The organism is Streptomyces sp. NPDC017225, assembly GCF_044331465.1.
Classification (GTDB): Bacteria; Actinomycetota; Actinomycetes; order Streptomycetales; family Streptomycetaceae; genus Streptomyces.
In genome coordinates this window covers 91,777-114,916 of the sequence record NZ_JBIRNE010000016.1, presented here as the reverse complement: position 1 = coordinate 114,916, position 23,140 = coordinate 91,777, and the positions used below count along the sequence as shown (strand labels likewise).

Annotated in this window: 21 protein-coding genes; 14 read left to right on the top strand and 7 right to left on the bottom strand. The window is 72.6% G+C overall.

Annotated elements, in window-relative coordinates; genetic code table 11:
- Positions 1–143 precede the first annotated feature (143 nt).
- The 14 genes from ACH4NX_RS29245 (at position 144) to ACH4NX_RS29180 (ending at position 15,811) form a co-directional block, all read left to right on the top strand.
- Entirely contained in the window at positions 144–812 is a 669-nt protein-coding gene (locus ACH4NX_RS29245) for a GntR family transcriptional regulator (protein ID WP_351401534.1), read from the top strand.
- Positions 809–1,717, top strand: a complete 909-nt coding sequence (locus tag ACH4NX_RS29240; protein ID WP_351401531.1) for a dihydrodipicolinate synthase family protein — start codon at positions 809–811, stop codon at positions 1,715–1,717. The genes ACH4NX_RS29245 and ACH4NX_RS29240 overlap by 4 nt, the downstream gene beginning before the upstream one ends.
- Positions 1,714–3,507, top strand: a complete 1,794-nt coding sequence (gene araD / locus ACH4NX_RS29235) for an L-arabinonate dehydratase (RefSeq protein ID WP_398129397.1) — start codon at positions 1,714–1,716, stop codon at positions 3,505–3,507. The genes ACH4NX_RS29240 and araD overlap by 4 nt, the downstream gene beginning before the upstream one ends.
- Positions 3,508–3,660: 153 nt before the next feature.
- Positions 3,661–4,596, top strand: coding sequence for a sugar ABC transporter permease (locus ACH4NX_RS29230; RefSeq protein ID WP_279565832.1), 936 nt, complete (start codon positions 3,661–3,663; stop codon positions 4,594–4,596).
- Entirely contained in the window at positions 4,593–5,492 is a 900-nt protein-coding gene (locus tag ACH4NX_RS29225) for a carbohydrate ABC transporter permease (protein ID WP_398129396.1), read from the top strand. Before ACH4NX_RS29230 ends, ACH4NX_RS29225 begins: the two co-directional genes overlap by 4 nt.
- Positions 5,489–6,646, top strand: coding sequence for a Gfo/Idh/MocA family oxidoreductase (locus tag ACH4NX_RS29220; protein ID WP_351401526.1), 1,158 nt, complete (start codon positions 5,489–5,491; stop codon positions 6,644–6,646). Before ACH4NX_RS29225 ends, ACH4NX_RS29220 begins: the two co-directional genes overlap by 4 nt.
- Positions 6,643–7,515, top strand: coding sequence for a PmoA family protein (locus tag ACH4NX_RS29215; protein ID WP_351401524.1), 873 nt, complete (start codon positions 6,643–6,645; stop codon positions 7,513–7,515). The genes ACH4NX_RS29220 and ACH4NX_RS29215 overlap by 4 nt, the downstream gene beginning before the upstream one ends.
- The gene (locus ACH4NX_RS29210) at positions 7,512–9,077 is read left to right on the top strand and encodes a family 43 glycosylhydrolase (protein WP_398129395.1); all 1,566 of its coding nucleotides are present in this window, start codon (positions 7,512–7,514) and stop codon (positions 9,075–9,077) included. Before ACH4NX_RS29215 ends, ACH4NX_RS29210 begins: the two co-directional genes overlap by 4 nt.
- Before the next feature lie 31 nt (positions 9,078–9,108).
- Positions 9,109–9,774: a hypothetical protein gene (locus ACH4NX_RS29205; RefSeq protein ID WP_398129394.1), complete on the top strand. Its 666-nt coding sequence runs from the start codon at positions 9,109–9,111 to the stop codon at positions 9,772–9,774.
- Positions 9,775–9,879: 105 nt separating this feature from the next.
- Positions 9,880–11,244, top strand: a complete 1,365-nt coding sequence (locus ACH4NX_RS29200; RefSeq protein WP_351401518.1) for a sugar ABC transporter substrate-binding protein — start codon at positions 9,880–9,882, stop codon at positions 11,242–11,244.
- 97 nt (positions 11,245–11,341) lie between these two features.
- Positions 11,342–12,142 carry a rhamnogalacturonan acetylesterase gene (locus tag ACH4NX_RS29195; RefSeq protein ID WP_398129393.1) on the top strand — a complete coding sequence of 267 codons (801 nt, stop codon included), beginning with the start codon at positions 11,342–11,344 and terminating at the stop codon, positions 12,140–12,142.
- A 37-nt stretch (positions 12,143–12,179) separates the two neighbouring features.
- Entirely contained in the window at positions 12,180–13,514 is a 1,335-nt protein-coding gene (locus ACH4NX_RS29190; protein WP_398129392.1) for a polysaccharide lyase family 1 protein, read from the top strand.
- Positions 13,515–13,587: 73 nt separating this feature from the next.
- Positions 13,588–14,715, top strand: coding sequence for a pectinesterase family protein (locus tag ACH4NX_RS29185; protein ID WP_351401511.1), 1,128 nt, complete (start codon positions 13,588–13,590; stop codon positions 14,713–14,715).
- Positions 14,699–15,811 (top strand): dienelactone hydrolase family protein, encoded by a 1,113-nt coding sequence (locus tag ACH4NX_RS29180; RefSeq protein ID WP_398129391.1) that lies wholly within the window; start codon positions 14,699–14,701, stop codon positions 15,809–15,811. Before ACH4NX_RS29185 ends, ACH4NX_RS29180 begins: the two co-directional genes overlap by 17 nt.
- 158 nt (positions 15,812–15,969) lie before the next feature.
- Here the strand turns inward: ACH4NX_RS29180 and ACH4NX_RS29175 are convergent, their stop codons facing one another.
- From ACH4NX_RS29175 to ACH4NX_RS29145, 7 genes are all read right to left on the bottom strand, one after another.
- A complete protein-coding gene (locus ACH4NX_RS29175) occupies positions 15,970–16,803 on the bottom strand; it encodes a pectate lyase (protein WP_351401507.1) in 834 nt (277 codons plus the stop codon).
- A gap of 85 nt (positions 16,804–16,888) precedes the next feature.
- Positions 16,889–17,755 (bottom strand): hypothetical protein, encoded by an 867-nt coding sequence (locus ACH4NX_RS29170; RefSeq protein ID WP_398129390.1) that lies wholly within the window; start codon positions 17,753–17,755, stop codon positions 16,889–16,891.
- On the bottom strand, positions 17,752–18,318 hold the full coding sequence (locus tag ACH4NX_RS29165) for a SigE family RNA polymerase sigma factor (RefSeq protein ID WP_398129389.1): 567 nt from the start codon (positions 18,316–18,318) through the stop codon (positions 17,752–17,754). Before ACH4NX_RS29165 ends, ACH4NX_RS29170 begins: the two co-directional genes overlap by 4 nt.
- Before the next feature lie 140 nt (positions 18,319–18,458).
- Positions 18,459–19,913 (bottom strand): peptidoglycan D,D-transpeptidase FtsI family protein, encoded by a 1,455-nt coding sequence (locus tag ACH4NX_RS29160; RefSeq protein WP_398129388.1) that lies wholly within the window; start codon positions 19,911–19,913, stop codon positions 18,459–18,461.
- A gap of 102 nt (positions 19,914–20,015) precedes the next feature.
- Complete coding sequence (locus ACH4NX_RS29155; protein ID WP_398129387.1) at positions 20,016–20,678, bottom strand: response regulator; 663 nt, start codon at positions 20,676–20,678, stop codon at positions 20,016–20,018.
- Positions 20,679–20,816: 138 nt separating this feature from the next.
- Positions 20,817–22,076 carry a sensor histidine kinase gene (locus tag ACH4NX_RS29150; RefSeq protein WP_398129386.1) on the bottom strand — a complete coding sequence of 420 codons (1,260 nt, stop codon included), beginning with the start codon at positions 22,074–22,076 and terminating at the stop codon, positions 20,817–20,819.
- Positions 22,073–23,083, bottom strand: coding sequence for a hypothetical protein (locus ACH4NX_RS29145; RefSeq protein ID WP_398129385.1), 1,011 nt, complete (start codon positions 23,081–23,083; stop codon positions 22,073–22,075). The genes ACH4NX_RS29150 and ACH4NX_RS29145 overlap by 4 nt, the downstream gene beginning before the upstream one ends.
- Positions 23,084–23,140 lie beyond the last annotated feature (57 nt).

The window sequence follows — 23,140 nt, the reverse complement described above, 5'->3', positions numbered from 1 at the left end:
AACGCGTCGTACTCCGTACGTCATATATGAGACGCGATACGCGAGATCAGATATCCGAGCCCGAGATCCGAGATCGATCAGATCGGATCAGAGACCGGATGTCCGGGGTCCGCGCATCCGACGCGAGATTTCGAGAGGCGCGCATGACCTCTGTGCCCACGCCGATCCCCTCCCGCACGCAGTACGTGCTGGAGGAGATCAAACGCCGCATCCTCACCGGCCGGCTGACGCCAGGCCAGGCCCTGGTCGAGACCGACCTCGCCGCACAGTTCGGGGTGTCCAAGACACCGGTGCGCGAGGCGCTCAAGACGCTGGCCGGTACCGGACTGGTCGTGATGAGCCAGTACAAGGGCGTCACGGTGCGCATGGTGGACGCGGACATGGCGCGCGAGGTCTACGACGTGCGGTTGCTCCTGGAGCCCGAGGCGCTCAGGCGCGCGGTGCGCCGCGAGGCCTCCCTGGACGCCGCCCGGGACGCGCTGGCCCGGGCCGACCGGGCCACGGACACGGCCGAACGGTCCCTGGCCAACCGGGAGTTCCACCGCGCGCTGTACGTGCCGTGCGGCAACCCGCTGCTCGGCCGCATGCTCGACGAGGTCCGCGACCAGGCGGCGCTCGTCTCCGCGGTCGCCTGGGCCGCCGACCCCTCCTGGGAGCGGGAGGCCGGCGAGCACCAGGAGATCCTGCGCCTCGCCCTCGCCGGTGACGCGGACGGCGCGGCCCGCGCCCTGTACGCGCACATCGCGTCGTTCGTCGAGCGGGCCTTCCCGGAAACGGGAGCACAGGCCCAGGAAGAGGACGGTCAGGCATGACAGCGACGTTCGAGTCCCAGCGGGCGGCCCTGGCCGACGTGGTGGCGATCCCGGTGACCCCGTTCGCCGAGGACGGCTCCGTCGACCCCGCCACCTACCGGGCCCTGCTGCGTCGTCTCCTCGACGGTGGCATCACGACCCTCACCCCCAACGGCAACACCGGCGAGTTCTACGCCCTGTCCCCGGCCGAGCGCAGCCTCGTCACCGAGCTGACGATCGAGGAGGCCGGCGACCGCGCGGCCATCCTGGTGGGCGTCGGCCACGACGTGCCGACGGCGGTCGCCTCCGCCCGGCACGCCCGCGACCTGGGCGCCTCCATGGTGATGGTCCACCAGCCCGTCCACCCCTACGTCTCCCAGGGCGGCTGGGTCGACTACCACCGCGCCATCGCCGAGGCCGTGCCCGCGCTGGGCGTCGTCCCCTACATCCGCAACCCCCAGCTCACCGGTGCCCGCCTCGCCGAACTCGCCGACTCCTGCCCCAACGTCATCGGCGTGAAGTACGCCGTCCCGGACGCGGCCAAGTTCGCCGCCTTCGCCCGCGACGCGGGCCTCGACCGCTTCGTGTGGGTCGCGGGGCTGGCCGAGCCGTACGCGCCCTCGTACTTCTCCGCGGGCGCCACCGGCTTCACCTCGGGGCTGGTGAACGTCGCCCCGGCCGTCTCGCTGAACATGATCGAAGCGCTCCGGGCCGGCGACTACACGGCCGCCATGAAGGTCTGGGAGCAGATCCGCCGCTTCGAGGAACTGCGCGCCGCCAACGGCTCCGCCAACAACGTCACCGTGGTCAAGGAGGCCCTCGCCTCGCTGGGCCTGTGCCGCAGGGAGGTCCGCCCGCCGAGCAAGCCGCTGCCCGAGAGCGAGCGCGCCGAGGTCGCCGCCATCGCCGCGGGGTGGTCGATATGACAGGCACCACAGGCACCACAGGCACAACCGGAGCAACAGGCACCCCGGGCACACCGGGCGAGCCCGGTCGCAAGCGCCCCGAGGACCTCCGCAGCCACCAGTGGTACGGCACCGACGGCCTGCGCTCCTTCAGCCACCGCGCCCGCACCCGCCAGCTCGGCTACCTGCCCGAGGAGCACCTCGGCAAGCCGGTCATCGCGATCCTCAACACCTGGTCCGACATCAACCCCTGCCACGTCCACCTGCGCGACCGCGCCCAGGCGGTCAAGCGGGGCGTCTGGCAGGCGGGCGGCTTCCCGCTGGAGTTCCCGGTCTCCACGCTCAGCGAGACCTTCCAGAAGCCGACCCCGATGCTCTACCGCAACCTGCTCGCCATGGAGACCGAGGAGCTGCTGCGCTCCTACCCGGTCGACGGCGCCGTCCTGATGGGCGGCTGCGACAAGTCCACGCCCGCGCTGCTCATGGGCGCCGCCAGCGCCGACCTGCCCGCCGTCTTCGTGCCCGCCGGGCCGATGCTCCCCGGTCACTGGCGCGGCGAGACCCTCGGCTCCGGCACCGACATGTGGAAGTACTGGGACGACAAGCGGGCCGGCCTCATCGGCGACTGCGAGATGCAGGAGCTGGAGAGCGGTCTGGCGCGTTCGCCCGGCCACTGCATGACCATGGGTACGGCGTCCACGCTGACCGCCGCCGCCGAGGCCCTCGGCGTCACGGTCCCGGGCGCCTCCAGCATCCCGGCCGTCGACTCCGGTCACGACCGGATGGCGGCGGCGGCGGGCCTGCGCATCGTCGAACTGGTCCACAAGGACCGCAAGCTGAGCGACATCCTCACCGCGGACGCCTTCGCGGACGCCGTCACCACGGTCCTCGGACTCGGCGGCTCCACCAACGCGGTCATCCACCTGATCGCCATGGCGGGCCGCGCGGGCGTCACCCTCACCCTCGACGACTTCGACCGCGTCGCGCGCACGGTGCCGGTGCTGGCCAACGTCCGCCCCGGCGGACAGACGTACCTGATGGAGGACTTCCACTTCGCCGGCGGCCTGCCCGGCTTCCTCTCCCGCATCCCGGACCTGCTCCACCTGGACCGGCCCACCGTCTCGCACGACACCATGCGCGAGCAGCTGGACGGCGCCCTCGTCCACGACGACGACGTCATCCGGACCCGTGACAACCCGGTCGCGGCCGAGGGCGGGGTCGCCGTCCTGCGCGGCAACCTCTGTCCCGACGGCGCCGTCATCAAGCACATCGCCGCCGAACCGCACCTGCTCAAGCACACCGGCCCCGCGGTCGTCTTCGACGACTACCGGACGATGCAGCGCACCATCAACGACCCGGACCTGAACATCACCGCCGACAGCGTGCTGGTGCTGCGGGGCGCCGGCCCCAAGGGCGGCCCGGGCATGCCCGAGTACGGGATGCTGCCCATCCCCGACCACCTGCTCAAGCAGGGCGTCCGGGACATGGTCCGGATCTCCGACGCCCGGATGAGCGGCACGAGTTACGGCGCGTGCGTGCTGCACGTGGCGCCCGAGTCGTATGTCGGCGGGCCGCTGGCCCTGGTCCGCACGGGCGACTCGATCACCCTCGACGTCGAGGCCCGCTCCCTCCAGCTGGGCGTGGACGACGAGGAGCTGGAGCGCCGCAGGGCGCGGTGGACGCCGCCGCCCGCGCGGTACGAGCGCGGCTACGGCGCGCTCTACAACGAACAGATCACCCAGGCCGACACCGGCTGCGACTTCGAGTTCCTGGCCCGCCCGGGCAAGGTGCGCGACCCGTACGCCGGCTGAACCGCCGGCGGACCCGCGCACACCTCTGCCCGTGCAGAAAGCGCTTCCCGCAAGATCCACGTACAACGGACGCCCAACCCACGCAAGAGACGCGCAAGACAGCCGCAAGCACACGCAAGACCCATGCACGACGCACCAGAACGGAGAACTGTCATGGCCCAAGCCGCAGCCGTGGCGAAACCGCCCACGCCACCCCGGCGGCGCCGTGCCTCCGCGACGCCGCGCAGGCTCCCGTACCTGCTGATCGGACCGGCCGCCCTGCTGATGCTGGGCTTCATCGCCTACCCGGTCATCAGCGTCTTCTACTACAGCCTGCAGGAGTACAACCCCACCAAGCCGTGGCGGAACGGCTACGCGGGCTTCGACAACTTCGTCAAGATCTTCACCGACGACCCCATCTTCTGGGACACCCTGGTCTTCAGCGCCAAGTGGGTCTTCGTCGAGGTCGGACTGCAACTGCTCTTCGGTCTGGCACTGGCGCTCATCGTCAACCAGACGTTCGTGGGCCGGGGCATCGGGCGCGCCCTGGTCTTCTCCCCGTGGGCCGTCTCCGGTGTGCTGACCTCCGCGATCTGGGTGCTGCTCTACAACTCCCAGACCGGCATCACCCGTTACCTCGCCGACATGGGCATCGGCGACTACGGCACCAGCTGGCTGTCGGACACCTCGACCGTGTTCTCCGCGGTGGTCGTCGCCGACCTGTGGCGCGGTGTCCCCTTCTTCGCGATCCTCATCCTCGCCGACCTCCAGTCCGTCTCGAAGGACCTGTACGAGGCCGCCGAGGTCGACGGGGCGAGCCGCTTCAAGCAGTTCTGGCACATCACGCTGCCGCACCTGAAGGACGCCATCATCCTCTCCACGCTGCTGCGCGCGGTGTGGGAGTTCAACAACGTGGACCTGCTCTACACCCTGACCGGCGGCGGACCGGCGGGAGCGACCACCACACTGCCGCTGTACATAGCCAACACCAGCGTCGACGCCCACGACTTCGGTTACGCGTCGGCCCTCACCACGGTCGCGTTCGTGATCCTGCTCTTCTGCTCGATCGTCTACCTGCGGCTGAGCAAGTTCGGAGGCGAGAACAAGTGATCACCAAGGAGGCCACCGCGCCCGCCCCCGTGCCCGCGCGGGCCGACCACGAACCGCCGCGGCCGGCGAAGAAGCGCCGCCCCGCCTGGGACGAGGTCCCCCGCTGGCAGATCTACCTGCCGCTCGGCATCTACCTCGTCTTCACCCTGATCCCGTTCTACTGGATCCTGCTCTTCGCGCTGCGCCCGGCCGGCTCGACCTCGCTCGTGCCCTGGCCCATGACCTTCGAGCACTTCGAGAAGGTCTGGACCGACCGGAGCTTCGGCACCTACTTCGAGAACAGCGTGTACGTCGGGCTCGCGACCCTGTTCATGACCACGCTCGTCGCCCTGGCCGGCGGCTACGCCCTCGCCCGGTTCGACTTCAAGGTCAAGCGGGTCTTCATGCTCGCTCTGCTCTGTTCCCAGTTCGTGCCCGGCGCACTGCTGCTGGTCCCGCTCTTCGAGATCTTCGCCGAGCTCCAGCTGATCAACTCCCTCGGCAGCGTCATCATCGCCGAGACGGTCTTCCAGCTGCCGCTGTCGATCATCCTGATCAGCAACTTCATCAAGAACGTGCCGTACACCCTCGAGGAGGCCGCCTGGGTTGACGGCTGCGGACGGATGCGGGCCTTCCTGGTCGTCGTCCTGCCCCTGCTGCGACCCGGCCTGATCGCCGTCGGCTCCTTCGCCTTCGTGCACTCCTGGAACCACTTCCTGTTCGCCCTGATGTTCCTCAACAACCAGGACAAGCAGACCATCCCGGTCGGCCTCAACACCCTGATGAGCGCGGACAGCGTCGACCTCGGCGCGCTCGCCGCCGGCGGCATCATCGCGGCCGTGCCCGTGGTGATCGTCTTCGCCTTCATCCAGAAGTGGCTGATCACCGGCTTCAGCGCGGGGGCGGTGAAGGGATGAGCCGGATTCCCGTCGTCCTCGCCGGTGCCCGCGGCCACGGCCGCTGGCACGTCGCCAACATCCGCCGCCTGGAGCGGGCGGGACTGGTCCGGCTGGCCGGCGTCTGCGAGCTGACGCCGCTCACCGAACAGGAGGCCGGCGGGGAGATCCCCGAGCAGTCCGCCGACTTCGGCGCCCTGCTCGATTCCACCGGCGCCCGGATCGCCGTGATCTGCACGCCGATCCCCACCCACGCCGACCTCGCGCTGACCGCCGCCCGCCGGGGCGTGCACCTGCTGCTCGAGAAGCCACCGGCGCCGTCGTACGCCGAGTTCCGCCGGATGGCCGACGGGGTCGCCGAGGCCGGCGTCGCCTGCCAGGTCGGGTTCCAGTCGATGGGCTCGCACGCCGTGCCCGCCATCCGCGAGCTGGTCGCCTCGGGCGCGGTCGGCGAGGTGACGGGCATCGGCGGGGCCGGTGCCTGGGTGCGCGACGAGGCCTACTTCCGCCGGGCGCCCTGGTCGGGCCGGCGGCGGCTGAACGGCGCCGACGTGATCGACGGCGCGCTGACCAACCCCCTCGCGCACGCCGTCGCCACCGCCCTCGCCCTCGGTGACAGCACCCGCGCCGAGGACGTCACCGGCATCGAGACCGAGCTGAGCCACGCCAACGACATCGAGGCCGACGACACCTCCTGCGTGCGGATCACCACCGCGCGCGGGCACCGGGTCACCGTCGCCGCGACCCTGTGCGCCGAGCGGGCCGACGAGCCGTACGTCCTGCTGCACGGCAGCAGCGGCCGCATCACCTTCTGGTACAAGCAGGACCGCGTCCTGCTCCAGCGCGGCGGCCACGGCCCCGAGGAGTACCACCACGGGCGGACCGACCTGCTGGAGAACCTGGTCGCGCACCTCACCACCGGCGCCGCGCTGCTGGTCCCGCCGGACGAGACGGGCGCCTTCATGCGGGTCGTGGAGGCGATCCGCCGGGCCCCCGACCCCGACCGGCTGCCCGCCGCGGCCTGGCGCCACGTCCCCGGCGAGGGGCGGCGCGTGGTCCCCGGCATCGACGGCCTCGTGGCCGCCGCCGCCGACACCCTCTGCCTCTACTCCGAACTGGGCGCGCCCTGGGCGCCGCGCACCGAGCACCCGCGATACGAGGTGAGCACCCGATGACCGGCAACGACCTGGTACTGCGCGTGGCGGGCCGCCCCGTCGGCCGGTACGTCACCCGGCCCGAACTGCCGGACCGGCTCTCCCCGCGGCCCTGTCTGCACCCCGTCACCACCCTGGCCGGCACGGCCGTGACCGAGTTCAGCCCTGCCGACCACCTCCATCACCTCGGCGTCGGTGTCGCCGTTCCCGACGTCGAGGGCCACAACTTCTGGGGCGGGCGCACCTACGTCCGCGACCAGGGGCCGACCGAGCTCGACAACCACGGCGCCCAGCGGCACACCGCCTTCCAGCTCCGCGACCCCGACGGCTTCGTCGAGGAACTGCGCTGGGTCGCCGCCGGCACCGAGCTGCTGCGCGAGCGCCGCACCGTCGCCGCCACCGAACTCACCGCCGCCCGGCCCACCGCCACGGGCCCCGCCACCACCGCCTGGGCGCTGGACTTCACCTTCTCCCTCACCAACATCACCCCGGGCCCGCTCACCATCGGCAGCCCCGCCACCAACGGACGCCCCGGCGCGGCCTACGGCGGCTTCTTCTGGCGCGCCCGCAAGGAGAGCACGGCGCCCCGGGTCTTCACCGCCGACCGCGAGGGCGAACAGGAGGTCCACGGCACCCGAGCCGACTGGCTCGCCCTGACCGGCGACACCTGGTCGCTGGTGTTCGCCGGGGCCACGGAGCGGACCCGGCGCGACCCGTGGTTCGTCCGCACCGGGGAGTACCCGGGCGTCGGTTCCTCCCTGGCACCCGACGAACGGCTGGCGATCGCCCCCGGCGACACCGTCGTCCGCCGGATCGTCACCGTCGTGGCCGACGGCCGCCTCGACACCGAAGGCGCCACCACCCTCGTACGAAAGGCGGTGAGCACGTGACCCCCGAGATCGCGGAGACGTACACCAATCCCGTCCTGAACGCCGACTGGTCCGACCCGGACGTCGTCCGCGTCGGCGACGACTTCTACCTGACCGCCTCCAGCTTCGGCCGCGCCCCCGGCCTGCCGCTCCTGCACTCCCGCGACCTGGTCAACTGGAGCCTGGTCGGGCACGCCCTGCCCCGCCTGGAACCGGCTCATGCGTACGCGACGCCCCACCAGGACCGCGGTGTCTGGGCCCCGTCCCTGCGCCACCACGCGGGCCGCTTCTGGATCTTCTGGGGCGACCCCGACCACGGGATCTTCCAGGTCAACGCCCCCGACGTCCGGGGCCCGTGGACCGCGCCCCACCTGGTGAAGGCCGGCAAGGGCCTGATCGACCCCTGCCCCCTGTGGGACGAGGACAGTGGCGAGGCCTACCTCGCGCACGCCTGGGCCAGGTCCCGCTCCGGGATCAAGAACCGTCTCACCGGCCACCGCATGCGCCCCGACGGCACCGGACTCCTCGACGAGGGAAAGGTGATCGTCGACGGCGACCACCTCCCCGGCTGGTTCACCCTGGAGGGACCCAAGCTCTACCGGCACGACGGCTGGTTCTGGATCCTGGCACCCGCCGGGAGCGTGGAGACCGGCTGGCAGGGCGCCTTCCGCTCCCGCGGCTTCTTCGGGCCGTACGAGGAGAAGGTCGTCCTCGAACAGAAGGACACCGACGTCAACGGCCCCCACCAGGGCGGCTGGGTGCGCACGGCGTCCGGCGAGGACTGGTTCCTGCACTTCCAGGACCGCGGGGCGTACGGGAGGGTGGTCCACCTCCAGCCGATGACGTGGGGCACTGGGGGCACCTCCCGCTCGAGCGGAGCCGAGAGTGGGGGAGGCTGGCCGGTGCTGGGCGACGACGGCGCCCCGGTCGCCGAGCACGCGCGCCCCGCCCTGCCGCCGCAGCCGCCCGCCGCGCCCGCGACCGACGACGACTTTCCCGGCGGACGCTTCGGCCGCCAGTGGTCGTGGGCGGCCAACCCCCGCGACGGCTGGGCCCCCCAGCACTCCGGGGACGGGCTGCGGCTCGCCTGCGTACGCTCGGCCGACGCGCACGACCTGCGCAAGCTGCCGAACGTGCTCACCCAGCGGCTGCCCGGCGACCCGGCGGTCGTCGAGGTGGAGCTCCGCCTCGACGGCGAGGAGCCGGGCGCGCGGGCCGGGCTCGCGGTGCTCGGCGACGCCTACCGGTGGATCGGCCTTGAGCGCGGCGCCGACGGGACGGTGGAGCTGGTGCACCGGTTCGCCGAGTCCGTCGCCGAGTCCGTCGCCCGGGCCGAGCGGGACGCCGACCGTCCCCGCCCCGCGCCGGAGGGACGGGTCCGGCTGCGGATCGAGGCCGGCCCCGGGGCACGCTGCCGCTTCTCCTACGACCTCGGTGACGGCCCGCGCCCCACCGGCCAGGTCTTCGCCGCCGTCCCGTGGGGCTGGATCGGCGCCCAGCTCGGCCTGTTCGCGCTCGCGCCCGACGGTCAGGGGCAGGCCGGCGACGCCACCTTCACGCGGTTCCGGATCGGACCGCTGTAACCGACCTGTCCGTACGCCTGTGGGAGACGCAATGACGCACCTCCGTAGCAAGCGCTCGCTGAAGTCCGGGGCCGGCAGGACGCCGGCCGCCGTCGGTCTGGTCGCCGCCCTCGCCCTCGGGACGGTCGGGGAGGCACAGGCCGCCCCGGCCGCGGAGAAGGGGCCACCTGGCGCCCCCGGCCGGGCGCACGGCTTCGCCTCCCTCGCCGGCGGCGCGGGCGGCGAGGTCGTCACCGTCACCGACCGGGCCGCGCCGGCGAAGTACGCGGCGGCGAGGGAGCCGTACGTCGTCCGGATGGCGGGCTCGATCACCGCGGCGCCCTTCGGCTCGGACATCAGGCAGCGCGACCCGTCCGCCGACAACCGCGCCTACGCGCACCTGTACGACAACCACCTCTCCGGCCAGGTGGCCGACGGCGGCCCGCCGTGGACGTACGGGAACCGGGCGCGCGGCGCGACGCGGATGGTCATCGAGAACAGCTACTGCGACGGGGTCCGGCACCCGTACCAGGCGGACGCCACCGCGGAACCGGTGCAGCGCGGACCGGTCCCGAAGGACACCACCGGCCGGCACGACGCCTGGGGCGACGCCTTCGAACCGGGTGACTTCTACGACCACCGGCTCGACCCGGCGGCGGCCGTTCCGGCACCGGTCGAGCGCTTCTCCGGACCGAGGAAGCAGCCCGGCACCCACTGAGCCACCCACTGAACCACTGAACCGCCCACTGACCCCCCCCACGTGTTCAGCCCGTTCACCGCTCCGTTCACCCCTCTGTTGGATCCAGAAGAAGAGAGCCGACCAATGAAGATCAGCAATCGCAGCAGCAGAAGCGCAGGCGGGCGCCGGACCTCCGCCGCCATCGCCCTGGGGGCCGTGCTCGCGCTGACCGCCACCGCCTGTGGTGACGACGGCAGCGGGGCGGGCGGCGACAAGGGCGCCGAGGGCAGCGGCAAGGGGAAGATCACCTTCTGGGACAACAACGGCGGTATCCGTACGGCCGTCTGGAAGGAGATCATCGCCGCGTTCGAGAAGGCGAACCCGGACATCGACGTGGAGTACGTCGGGATCGCCGCCACCGAGTACCAGTCCAAGGTCGACACCGCCATCCAGGGCGGCGGCCTGCCGGACGTCGGCGGTGTCGGCGCGGCGATGCTCGCCGGGTTCTCGGCCCAGAACGCCCTGGAGCCGCTGGACGACCGGCTCGCCAAGTCCTCCCTGAGCGGCAAGCTCAACGAGGACATGGTCGAGTCCCTGAGCGCGGCCGGCGGCGGCGACGGCACGCTGTACTCGGTGCCGACCTCCGCGAACAACGGCGTCCTCTACTACCGCACCGACCTGTTCGAGAAGGCCGGCCTGGACGCGCCGACGACGTGGGACAAGTTCTACGAGGCGGCCGAGAAGCTCACCGACGAGGACAAGAACGAGTTCGGCTACACCATCCGCGGCGGCTCCGGCTCCATCGCCCAGGCCCTCGACGCGATGTACGGGCAGTCCGGCATCACCTCGTTCTGGGACGCCGGCAAGAAGAAGACCACCGTCAACGACCCGAAGAACGTCGAGGCGCTGGAGAAGTACGCGGCCCTCTACAAGAAGGTCACCCCGGCCGCCGACGTCAACAACGACTTCGCCAAGATGACCGCCCAGTGGGACACCGGCACGATCGGCATGGTGAACCACAACCTGGGCTCCTACCAGGACCACGTGAAGGCGCTCGGCGTCGAGAAGTTCCGCGGCATCCCGCAGCCGGTCGGCTCCTCCGGCAAGCGCGTGCAGGTGTCCAACCCGGTCGACGGGCTCGGCGTGTTCAAGAGCTCCAAGAACAAGGAGGCCGCCTGGAAGTTCATCGAGTTCGCGACCGCGCCCGAGCAGAACTCGAAGTTCAACGAGTCGGCCGGACAGGTCCCGTCCAACACGGAGGCCGCGAAGGACGCGTGGATCCAGAAGGCCGAGCCCACCAAGCTCGCGGCCGAGGCGCTGAACGACGGGTCCACGACCATCGTCCAGCTGCCGTACTACCTGCCGGACTGGAACACGCTGTCCAAGTCGGAGAGCGAGCCGCAGTTCCAGAAGGTGCTGCTCGGCGGGATGAGCGCGAAGGACTTCCTGGACGACCTGGCCGAGAAGCTGAACGAGGCGCAGGCCGAGTGGACCGAGCAGATGGGCTAGCCGTACCTGGATCCGCCGTGGGGCGGCCCGTGGTCCGCGGGATGCGGGCCGCCCCCGCCCGGCCCCTGAACCCACCTCCGTCGAAAGGTGTGCCAGCGTGTCCGTCACCCGAAGACAGGCCACCGTCGCCGCCGTCTGTGCCCTGCCCCTGACGTTCGCCGCCACCGGCACCGCCCGGGCCGGCGGACGCCGTCACCGCACCCTCCACATCGCCGGCGACTCCACCGCCGCGCGGAAGTACGCCGACGCCGCGCCCGAGACGGGGTGGGGCATGGCACTGCCGTTCTTCCTCGGCAAGGACCTCGGCGTCTCCAACCACGCCGTGAACGGGCGCAGTTCCAAGAGCTTCGTGGACGAGGGACGGCTCGGCGCCGTCCTCGAAGCGATCCGGCCCGGGGACCTCCTCCTCGTCCAGTTCGCGCACAACGACGAGAAGGAAGCGGACCCCACCCGCCACACCGAGCCCTGGACGACGTACCAGGACTACCTGCGGCTGTACGTCGACGGGGCGCGGGCCCGCGGGGCGCGGCCGGTGCTGGTCACGCCCGTCGAGCGGCGGCGGTTCGACGCCGAGGGCGACGCGGTGCCCAGCCACGGGGAGTACCCGGCGGCCATGCGGGCGCTCGCCCGCCGGGAGGGCGTGGCGCTGCTCGACGTACAGGCGCTGTCGCTCGCCCTGTGGCAGCGGCTCGGTGTGGAGGGGACCAAGGCGTACTTCAACTGGACCGCCACCGAGCAGGACAACACCCACTTCAACCCGCCCGGCGCGATCGCGGTCGCCCGGCTCGTCGCGCGGGAGCTGCCGCGCACGCGGGTGCTGGCGCGCCGCGACGTGCGCCGGCTGGACGAGGAGATCCCCGAGTCCTGGATCACCTGGCCGGCACCGGCCACCGCGTAACACCACCCAGACCCCCGACCAAAGGGAGAGCCGCACCATGAGCACACGGAGATGGCATGGGCATGCCACGAAGCGGGCGGTCGCGCTCGCCGGCTGCACCGCCCTCGTGCTGACCCTGACCGCCGCCACCGCCCAGGCCCGCCCCGGCCACCACCACCCCCGCGACACCGCCCGGCAGACCCTGCCGGCGAACGACGGCTGGGCCTCCCACGGCCCCGGCACCACCGGCGGGTCCGCCGCCGACGCGGAGCACGTGTACACCGTCTCCACCTGGGCCGAGTTCAAGGCCGCGCTCGACGCCGACGGCGGCGCCCCGCGGATCATCAAGGTGAAGGGCACGATCGACGCCGTCTCCGAGGGCTGCGAGGCCTTCGCCGCGCCCGGCTACGACTTCGACGCCTACCTGGAGAAGTACGCCCCCGAGAGCTGGGGCACGGAGACCGACCTGAGCGACGAGCCCGACGCCAGCCCCGAGGGCCTGCGCCGCGCCTCCGCCGCCCGGCAGGACCAGGCGATCAAGGCGGACATCCCCTCCGACACCACGATCATCGGCGTCGGGCGGAACGCCGGGATCAAGGGCGCCAGCCTGCAGATCAAGGGCGTGGACAACGTCATCGTCCGCAACCTGACGCTCGAGAGCCCCGTGGACTGCTTCCCGCAGTGGGACCCCACCGACGGTGACAAGGGCAACTGGAACTCCGAGTACGACAGCGCCGTCGTCCACGGGTCGACGCACGTCTGGCTGGACCACAACACCTTCACCGACGGCGAGCACCCCGACAGCGAGGCGCCCACCTACTTCGGCATGCTGTACCAGCAGCACGACGGCCAGCTCGACATCGTGAAGGGCGCCGACCACGTCACCGCCTCCTGGAACGTCTTCACCGAGCACGACAAGACGATCCTGATCGGCAACAGCGACAGCGAGTCCACCGCCGCCGGTGACCGCGGGCACCTGAGGGCGACCTTCCACCACAACCTGTTCAAGGGCCTCGTCGAGCGGGCGCCCCGGGTGCGGTTCGGACAGGTCGACGTCTACAACAACCACTTCGTGGCGGGCGAGGACTACGCCTACAGCTTCGGTGTCGGCAAGGAGTCCCAGCTCGTCGCCGAGCACAACGCCTTCACCCTGCCGCGCGGTGTCAGCCCCGCGAAGGTGCTGAAGCGCTGGAACGACTCGCCGGTCACCGCCGCGCACAACCGCGTCAACGGCCGCCCCGTCGACCTGATCGCCGCGCACAACGCGGAGAACCCGGACACGCCCCTGCGCTCCGGCGCGGGCTGGACGCCCACCCTGCGCACCAAGGTCCTCCCGGCCTGGGCGGTCCCCTTCGTCGTCGACCACGGCGCGGGCGCCGGCCGCCTGCGCTGACGCCCCTCGAACCGAGGGCCGGGGCGCCCGCACCGCCCCGGCCCTCGCCCCGCACCCCGATAGGAGCACCGGCATGCACCGACCCGCCCTGTCCCGCAGAGGCTTCCTCCTGACGACCGCCGGCGCGGGCGCCGCCCTCGGTCTCGCGGCCGGCCCCGCCGTCGCCGGCACCCGGCCACGCCCGCGCCCCTTCGGCAGGTACGGCTCACCGGCCGCCCGCCGCACCCCGAAGACCCTGTACGTCGACCCGCACGGCCGCGGCGACTTCACCTCCGTCCAGGCCGCCGTGACCGCCGCCGAGGGCGACGGATGGACGCTCGTCCTCGCGCCCGGCACCTACCGCGAGACGGTCTCCGTCGACGCCGGCCGCACCGGGGCGACCTGGATCGGCGCCTCCGCCGACCCGCGCGACACCGTCATCGTTTACCACAACGCGGCCGGCACCCCCAGACCGGACGGCTCCGGCACCTTGGGCACCAGCGGCTCCGCCACCACCACCGTGCGGGCCGACGGCTTCACCGCCCACCGGATCACCTTCGCCAACGACTGGCTGCGCGCCGACCACCCCGGCGTCACCGGCACCCAGGCCGTCGCCATCAAGGTCCAGGGCGACCGCTCGGCCTTCCACCACTGCCGCTTCCTCGGCCACCAGGACACCCTGTACGCCGACACCCGCGACCTCGGCCACTTCGCCCGCCAGTACTACACCCACTGCTACGCCGAGGGCGACGTCGACTTCGTCTTCGGCCGGGCGACCGCCGTGTACGAACGCTGCCACTTCCGCACCCTGGTCCGCACCGACCTGTCCGGCGCCCCCCACGGCTTCGTGTTCGCCCCGTCCACGGCGGGCGCCAACCCGCGCGGCTACCTCGTCACCCGCGGCCGGATCAGCAGCGAGGCCCCCGACGGCTACTACAAGCTGGCCCGCCCCTGGGTGCCCAGCTCCGACACCACCGCCCGCCCGATGCTCACCGTGCGCGAGACCCACCTCGGCGCGGGCATCGACGCGGCCCAGCCCTACGCCGACATGCGGGACGCGCACCCCTGGCAGGAGCAGCGCTTCAGCGAGTACCGCAACACCGGCCCCGGCGCCGCCGTCACCGTCCCCGAGAACCGGCCCCGGCTCACCCGCGCCGAGGCCGCTTCGCACACCCGGGAGGCGTACCTCGGCGACTGGCGGCCGTATGCCCGCCGTCGGTGACGTCTCCGGTGACCTGCCCGACGACCCGGCCCGCGCGCTGCCGGGCTTCCATCCGGCGCTCAAGGACGAACTGACCTTCCCGCTGGCCTGGGGCACCTCGCCGGTCAAGGACTTCGAGGCGTGGCGGCGGGCGGCCCGTGCGACGGTCGAGGAACACCTGCTCGTCGACCGGCAGGACACCACGCCGTACGCCCCGGAGTTCGCCGCCCGCTCGGACGGCGACGGATACACGCGGGAACTGGTCACCCTCTCCCTCACCCGCTACGCGCGGGTCCGCGGCGCCCTGCTCACCCCGCACGGGAGAGGGCCCTTCCCGGCCGTCCTGCTCCTGCACGACCACGGCTCCCGGTTCGACATCGGCAAGGAGAAGGTGGTCCGGCCCTGGTACGACGGCACCCGGCTCGCCGCCGCCCAGGAGTGGGCCGGCCGGCACTTCGACGGGCGCTTCCTCGGCGACGAACTGGCCCGGCGCGGGTACGTGGTGTTCTGCGCGGACGCCCTGGGGTGGGGCGACCGCGAACCGCTCACCTACACCCGGCAACAGGCCCTGGCCGGCAACCTCTTCCACCTCGGCAGTTCCCTCGCCGGGCTCCTGGCCCGCGAGGACGAGCGCGCCGCCGGCTTCCTGGCCTCCCTCGACCGCGTGGACGCCCGCCGGATCGCGGCCGTCGGCTTCTCCCTGGGCGGCTACCGCGCCTGGCAGACCGCCGCCCTCAGCGACCACGTCGCCGCCGCGGTGAGTGTGTGCTGGATGACCGGCCTGAAGGAGATGCTGGTGCCCGGCAACAACTCGCTGCGCGGGCAGTCGGCCTTCCACATGCTCCACCCCGGCCTCGCCCGGCACCTCGACATCCCCGACGTGGCGAGCATCGCCGCGCCCAGGCCGATGCTGTTCCTCGGCGGCGCAGAGGATCACCTGTTCACCGCCGAGGGCGTCCGCACCGCGTACGCGAGGCTGCGTGCCGTCTGGCGGTCCCGGGGCGCCGCCGACCGGTTGCGCACCGAGACCTGGCCGGACGTCGGACACGCCTTCCCGGCGCGCATGCAGGACGACGCCTTCGCATGGCTGGAGTCGGTCACGAAAACACCGGCCTGACCGACCACGGGCCGGCCCACCGGCGGCAAGGGGAACGCCCCCGCCGGTCGTCACCGGCGGGGGCGTTCGACGGGCCGGCCGAGGGGGGCTCGGACGGCACGTACCGGCCCGGGGGGCGGGCCGGTGGCTCAGGGGTGCGTCGGGGCGCGCCCGGGCGGTCACTCGTAAGCGATGTCCGCGCCGGTGAAGTCGCACGTCCTGCCGTACGGGCCGACCGGGGAGAGCTTCCTGGGCTCCTTGCCGGAGCTGTTGCCCTCGAAGCGGACGCAGGTCTCGATCTTCTTCCCGCCGTCGCCGTGGACGCGGACGTTCCGCAGGGCCGCCGTGTCGCCGTAGTTCTGGTTGACGCCGACGATCGACTTGCCGGGCGCGGTGACGTCCACGTCGTCGATGATGATCGTGCGCCGGTACTGTTTCCCGCAGTTGCCGCAGGAGCGCACCAGCTTGCCGAAGTTCTCGACCCGGAACTTCGAGACGACGAGCTTGCCCGCGCCGTTGAACTGGAGCACCTTGTCGTCGGCGTTCCTCGCGCCGCCGCCGTACACCTTGTAGACCGCCGAGGGTGACGTGCCCTTGAAGCTGGCGGCGTCCTCGCCGACGTCCAGCCACCACACGTTCTGGAGCGTGCAGGAGCCCTTGCAGTGGACGCCGTCGGCGGCGGGAGTGCCGATGACGACGTTCTTCAGCGTGGCGCCGTCCGCCAGTTCGAAGACCGGGTCCTGGCCCTCGTCCTGGCTGTCGCCGCCCAGCGCTCCGGTGCCGTAGAACTTCTTCATCCCGCCGTCGTACGTCCCCTTGACCGGGATCGTCGACGAGACGGGCTCGCTGCCGGTGTCCGTGGGCCAGGACGAGGCGGCACCGGCGGTGGACAGCATCGTCGTGGTGACGATCGCCGCTCCGGTGAGGCCGAAGGCAGCGGTTCCGGCGATCACCGCCCGCCGCTTGGTGACCCGGCGGCGGTGGCGGACGCGCTGTTCGGCTCGTGCAGTCATGCCCATGTTCCTTGCGTGGGGAGAGGATCTTCCGCTTCCTGGTCGCCACTGGGGAAGAAAGGGTTGCCGTGTCCTCGGATCTCTTTCACGAACCGCCGTCGCGGGGCGCGAAGTCGCCCTGCACCACCAGCCGGCCGGACCCGGCGGTGGCCTTCGCGGCGTAGCTGTCGCCGCCCGCGTCCCGGCCGCCGCGCTCGTGGTCGTACTGGCCGGCGAACACCCACTCGCCCGCCGGGACCGTGCGGCCCCGTTCGAGCGTCCACCGGTGGACGAGGAAACCGTCCCGCTCCTCCACCGTGAACGTGAAGTCGTCCTCCGGCAGCGACCGCCAGGCGCCGGTGGAGGAGACCCCGCCGGTCTGCGCCACCCTGAGCTCCACGGTGAGCGCGGTCAGCGGCTCACCGGTCTTCAGGGTGACGTTGCTCTGGGCCCAGAAGTCGTTGCTGTGCGGGTCCACCGAGCCGTCCGACCACAGCGGGCCGTCCTCGACGGCGAAGGCGGGGGGTTCGGCGGACGCGGTCCCGGTGCCGGGTGCGGTCGGTGGCCGGGAGGACGCCGGGGGCCGCGGGGCCTCCTCGGACTCGGGCACGGTGCTCGGCGCCGGGTCGGCCGGCGGGGCGGGCGCCCGGCTCGTACTGGCCCGAGGCGACGGCGCGGGAGTCGGCGAGGTGGCCACCGAGCGCTGCGGCGAAGCGTCGTCCCTGACCGCGGACGCGACCGCGTAGCCGCCGACCGCCAGGACTCCTGCCACCGCGGCCGTGGCGCCGGCCACCCGTGCCCAGCCCAGCAGCGGCGGACGGGTCGCCCGGTGGTGCCCGGCGCGGTCCTGGCCCCGGCCCGCCATGCCGCGCTCGACCCGGGCCAGGACGCGCGCCCGGTCGGGCTCGTGCGCTGCGGCCGCCTCGCGCAGCCGGGCGCGCAGCTCCTCGTCCCGGTCCCGCTGCCCGGTCATCGGTTCCCTCCCGCGGTCTCACCGCTGCGCGCGATCGCCGTGTGCACCTGCTTCGGGGCCGCCTGGGTGCCGAGCAACCGCTGCAGTTCGGCCATTCCCTTCGAGGTCTGGCTCTTCACCGTACCCACCGAGACGCCCAGGGCGAGCGCCGTGTCCTTCTCGGAGAGGTCGAACGCGTGGCGCAGCACCACGCACGCCCGCTTGCGGAACGGCAGCCGGCGCAGCGCCTCCTGGACGTCCACCACACCCGGGACGTCCGGGATCTCCGTCCTCTCCTCCCGCTGCGACCAGAACAGGGCGACCCGCCTGCGCTCGCGCACGGCGCCGCGGATACGGGTGCGGGCGAGGTTGGCGACGACACCGCGCGCGTACGCCACCGGATGGTCCGCCGCGCGGACCCGGTCCCAGCGGTGCCACAGGGCCAGCAGGGCGTCCGCCGCGAGGTCGTCGGCGGCGTCCGGCTCGCCCGTCAGCAGGTGGGCGAGCCGGGAGAGTTCGGCGTAGTGGCGCTCGAAGAAGGCGTGGAACTCCGCCGAGGCGGCGTCGTCGACGACTGTCCCCACGGGCGGACTCTCCTCGCAGCGGCTTCCCCGACGTCGAACAGCCGTGCGCCGGGCCGGAATCCGGCACTGTAGCAGCGTCCGGCGCACCGCCCGTGCGGTGCGTCGAACGCCGTGTGACAGACCGAACCCGTCCGGGAGGGTCAGCTCCTGAGCGCCGCCTCCATCATCGCCTTGGCCACCGGGGCCGCCAGGCCGTTGCCGCTGACCTCGGAGCGGGCCGCGTCGGACTGCTCGATGATGACCGCCACGGCGACCTCCTTGTCCGACGAGCCGGACTTGGCGTACGAGGTGAACCAGGCGTACGGGGTCTTGCTGTTGTTCTCGCCGTGCTGGGCCGTGCCCGTCTTGCCGCCCACGGTCGCGCCGGAGATCTGCGCGTTCGACCCCGTGCCCTTGTCGACGACGGTCTCCATGGCCGACTGGAGCTGCTCGGCGGTGGAGGAGCTGACGATCCGCTTCGAGCCGGTGTCGCCGTAGTCCTCCAGGACGTCGCCGCCGCTGTCGGTGATCTGCGACACCATGTGCGGCGAGACCAGCTCGCCGCCGTTGGCGAGGGCCGCCGACACCATCGCCATCTGCAGCGGGGTCGCCGTCACGTCGAACTGGCCGATGCCCGTCAGGGCCGTCGACGACTCGTTCATGTCCTTCGGGTACACGCTGGTGTAGGCCCGCACCGGAACGTCCTGCGTCTCGTCGTTGAAGCCGAACCTCTCGGCCGTGGCCCGCAGCGTGTCCTGCCCGAGGTCGACGGCCATCTTCGCGAAGACGTTGTTGCACGAGTACTGCAGCGCGGTGCGGATCGTGGCGTTCTCGCAGGGGGCGTTCGGATTCTCGTTGGTCAGGTCCGTCACGGTGCCCGGCAGCGTGTACGGGTCCGGGCTGTCGGTCCTCTCGTCCACCGACCCGTACAGCCCGTCCTCCAGCGCGGCGGCCGCCACGACCAGCTTGAAGGTCGAGCCCGGCGGCAGCGGCTGGCGCAGCGCGCGGTTGGTCAGCGGCTTGTCCGGGTCCCCGGTGAGCCTCTCCCACGCCTCACCGGCGGTGTTGGCGTCGGTCAGCGAGCTCGGGTCGTACGACGGGGTCGACACGACCGACAGGATCCTGCCCGTCTTCGGGTCGATCGCGACGGCGGCGCCCTTGGTCTCGCCCAGCGCCTCGAACCCGGCCTTCTGCACGTCCGGGTCGATCGTCGTGACCACGTTGCCCGGCTCGGCCCGTGTGCCGGTGACCGTGTCCATCACCGTCTTCAACCGGGGATCGGTGCCGTTGAGCAGGTCCTGGTAGATGCCCTCCAACTGCGTGGGCGCGTACGCCTGCGAGGCGTAGCCCGTCACCGCCGCGTACAGCTTGCCCTTGTCGTACGTGCGCTTGTGGGCGAGGTCACCCCCCTCCGTGGGCGCCGAGCCGGTGACCGACCGGCCGGCCACGATGATGTTCCCCAGCGGCTCCGCGTACGTCTCGATCGCGTTGCGCCGGTTTTCCTTGTCGTCCGCGAGTGCCCGGCCGTCGTAGAACTGCACCCAGGTCGCCCTGACCAGCAGAGCGAACACCAGGAGCAGCGTGAAGACCGAAGCGCGCCTGATCGTCTTGTTCATCCCGCTGACAGGACGAACGGGCGGGAGCGAATCGTTCCCATGCGCCCCGTTTTCTCATCTTCCATTCATATGAACCGATGTCGCGGGATCACGGGACCGGAGTCACGGGCCCGGCTTGGTGAAGCCCGCCTCGTAGGCCCGGATGACCGCCTGGGTGCGGTCCCGGGTGCCGGTCTTGGCCAGCACCGACGCGACGTGGGTCTTCACCGTGGCGGGCCCCACCCGTATGCGCTCGGCGATCTCCGCGTTGGTCAGCCCGGTCGCCATCAGCCGCAGCACCTCGCCCTCGCGTTCCGTGAGCCGCGCCGCCCAGGCGGGCGGGTCGGGGTTCGCGCGCGTGTGCTCGGCCGCCAGCCTCCGTACCGCCGACGGGAACAGCAGGGTGTCGCTGTGCGCCACCAGCCGTACGGACTGGACGAGGGTGTCGGCGTCGACGCGCTTGAGCAGGAAGCCGGCGGCCCCGGCGCGCAGCGCGTCGTAGACGTAGGAGTCGTTCTCGAAGGTGGTCACGACCACGACGCGGGGCGGCTGGGCGAGCGTGGCGAGGATCTGCTCGGTGGCGCGGATGCCGTCGGTCCCGGGCATGCGGACGTCCATCAGGACCACGTCCGGCAGGGTCTCCCGCACGACGGAGACGGCCTCGGCCCCGGTGGCCGCCTCTCCGGCGATCTCCAGGTCCGGTTCGGCGGAGAGGATGGCGCGCAGGGCGGTGCGCACCATGCGCTCGTCGTCGGCGAGGACGATCCGGACGGGCGGGCGGGTCATGGGGTCCTCCGCGAGCGGGTCACACGGTCTCCTTACGGCGGGTCGCACGGCCCCTCGGCACGGCGGGCCCCCGGCCTTCTCCTTGTGGCGGGGCGCACGGCCGCCTCCGGGCGGATCGTACGGTCTTCCCCGGGCCGGTCACGCGGTGCCCCTCAGCGGCAGCCGTACGTGGAGCCGCCACGTCCCTCCGGCGCCGTCCGCATCCGCCGCGCCGCCCAGCAGGCGGGCCCGGTCGGTGATGCCCCGCAGGCCGTGGCCGCCGCCGGGGCGCGGAGCGCGGGCCCCGCCGGCCTCACCGAGCGGGTTCGTGACGGTGATCCGCAGCTGATCGTCCAGCACCTCGACGCGCAGGGCCACGGCGACCTGCCCGCCCCCGTGCCTGAGCGCGTTGCTCAGCCCCTCCTGCACGATGCGGTACGCCTCGCGGGAGACCAGCGGCGGCAGCGCCCGCGGGTCGGCGGCGACGGTGGCCGTCACCCGCAGTCCGGCCGCACGGGTGCGGCGCAGCAGGCCGTCGAGGTCGGCGGCGAGCGTCGGTGCCGGCGCGGTGCCGGGCGCGTCGCCGTCCCGCAGTACGCCCAGTACGGCGTCGAGTTCGCCGACCGTACGGCGGGTGGTGTCCTCGATCGCGGCGAGGGCCTCGCGGACGAACTCCGGGTCGGTGTCCAGGAGCCGGCGGGCCGCGCTCGCCTGGAGGGTGACCGCGCTCAGGGCGTGACCGACACTGTCGTGCAGTTCGCGCGCGAGCCGGTTGCGGACGGCGAGGCCGGCGGCGCGTGCCTCGGCCGCCGCGACCCGGTCCTCGGGGGACGGGCCCAGCAGCGCGGGCGCCCAACGGGCCAGCAGCGCGCCGCACCCGGCGGCGCATCCGGCGAGGGCGACCAGCATCGCGGCCCCCGCGACCGGCGCGAGCGCGAGCGCCCAGGAGTGGTGGAGGACACCGGGCAGCCCCGTCCGGTCGTCGCGCAGCGCCGGTACGAAGGGCAGCGCGATCAGCGCGGCCGCGAACGGCGGCACCGCCAGCGACATCCCGGCGATGATCCCGCCGGCCCCCAGGTGCAGCGTGAACCAGGCCGCCGTACGCCCCTTCTCGCCCTTCGTCCGGGCGGGCCCGTACGCGAGCCGGTCGGCGGCCACGCCGCACAGCCACCGCACGACCCCGGACTCCAGGGGCCGGGTCAGCGGGAACAGCGAGGTGACGGCGGCGAGCGGCAACCCGAAGGCGAACGAGGCCAGTTGCGGGGTGAGGGACCGGAAGACGTCCGCGCCCCCGGTGACCGGGCCGACGACGACCGAACCGACCAGCACGTACGGCATGGCGAGCGCGCCGCCGAGGATCAGGTGGATCCACCGCAGACGTGCCCGCCGGCCGAACAGGAACCGGGCGAGCGCGGTCACGGCCGGGTGCGGGCGGTGGCCGACCGCCGGGCGAGGAAGTGGGCGCCGACTGAGGCGAGGAGGAGACCGACGGTCATCTGGCCAGCGTAGGTGAGCGTCATCAGCGGTACGGGGCGCCCGGCGGGATCGTCGGACGGCATCAGCGCGGCGAGCAGTGACCAGCCGCCCCAGCAGGCAGCGGCTCCGGAACAGACCCAGGTCGTGGCGAGGGGCACCGTGACCGGCAGGACCCGGGCGCGGCGGAAGGCGAGCAGCAGGGTGGCGACGACGGCCGCCAGGAGGAAGGCGACGTGCATGCCCTCCAGCACCCGGAAGTCACCGGTGCGGTCGGTGGCCGCCCCGAGCCCCGCCGTGCCGCCGCACGCCCAGTACAGCCGGACGGCGAGCGGGAACGGGGCGAGGACCGCCGCGGCGACGGCGACCGCCTTGTACGGCGTCCCGACGACGGCGACCGGCAGCTCCCACACCCGTCCGTGCCACAGATGTCCCCAGCGGTCACGCGCGTAGAGCACGAACAGCGTTCCGAGGGCGAGTCCCTGCACGATGAACCCGGTGTACACCACCGCGAACACCCACGAGTGGAGGAAGGGTTCGGGCCCCGGGCCGGACGACGTCGCGGTGTCGCCGCCGAGCGCCCGCACCAGGAGCTGCGACGGGAACCCGGCCATGATCGGCGCGAGCAGTCCCGTGGCGACCCACACCGGGAAGGCCAGCGGCCGCGCGGGCACCCGCAGGCCCCACGGCCGGCTCAGTACCAGCGCCAGTACGATCACGCAGCTGTCCAGCAGCAGGGTGAGCCCGTTGCCCACCGCCATGGCGACGCGGTGGTCCAGCAGCACGCTGCCGTCCGGGATCCCGGCGTGACTCCCCGCGATCCAGGCGACCTTGAGCCCGAGATACGGCAGGCAGGCGACGACTGCCACCGCACACAGCAGCCCCCGGGTCCGAGTGGGCCCAGGGGGCGGGGCGGCCGGGGCGGCGGGAGCGGATGCGAGCGTCTGCGTCATGCCTCCACGCTCCCGCGCGAAGGCCTCCGGCACGTCCTGCGCACCGACGATCCGCCT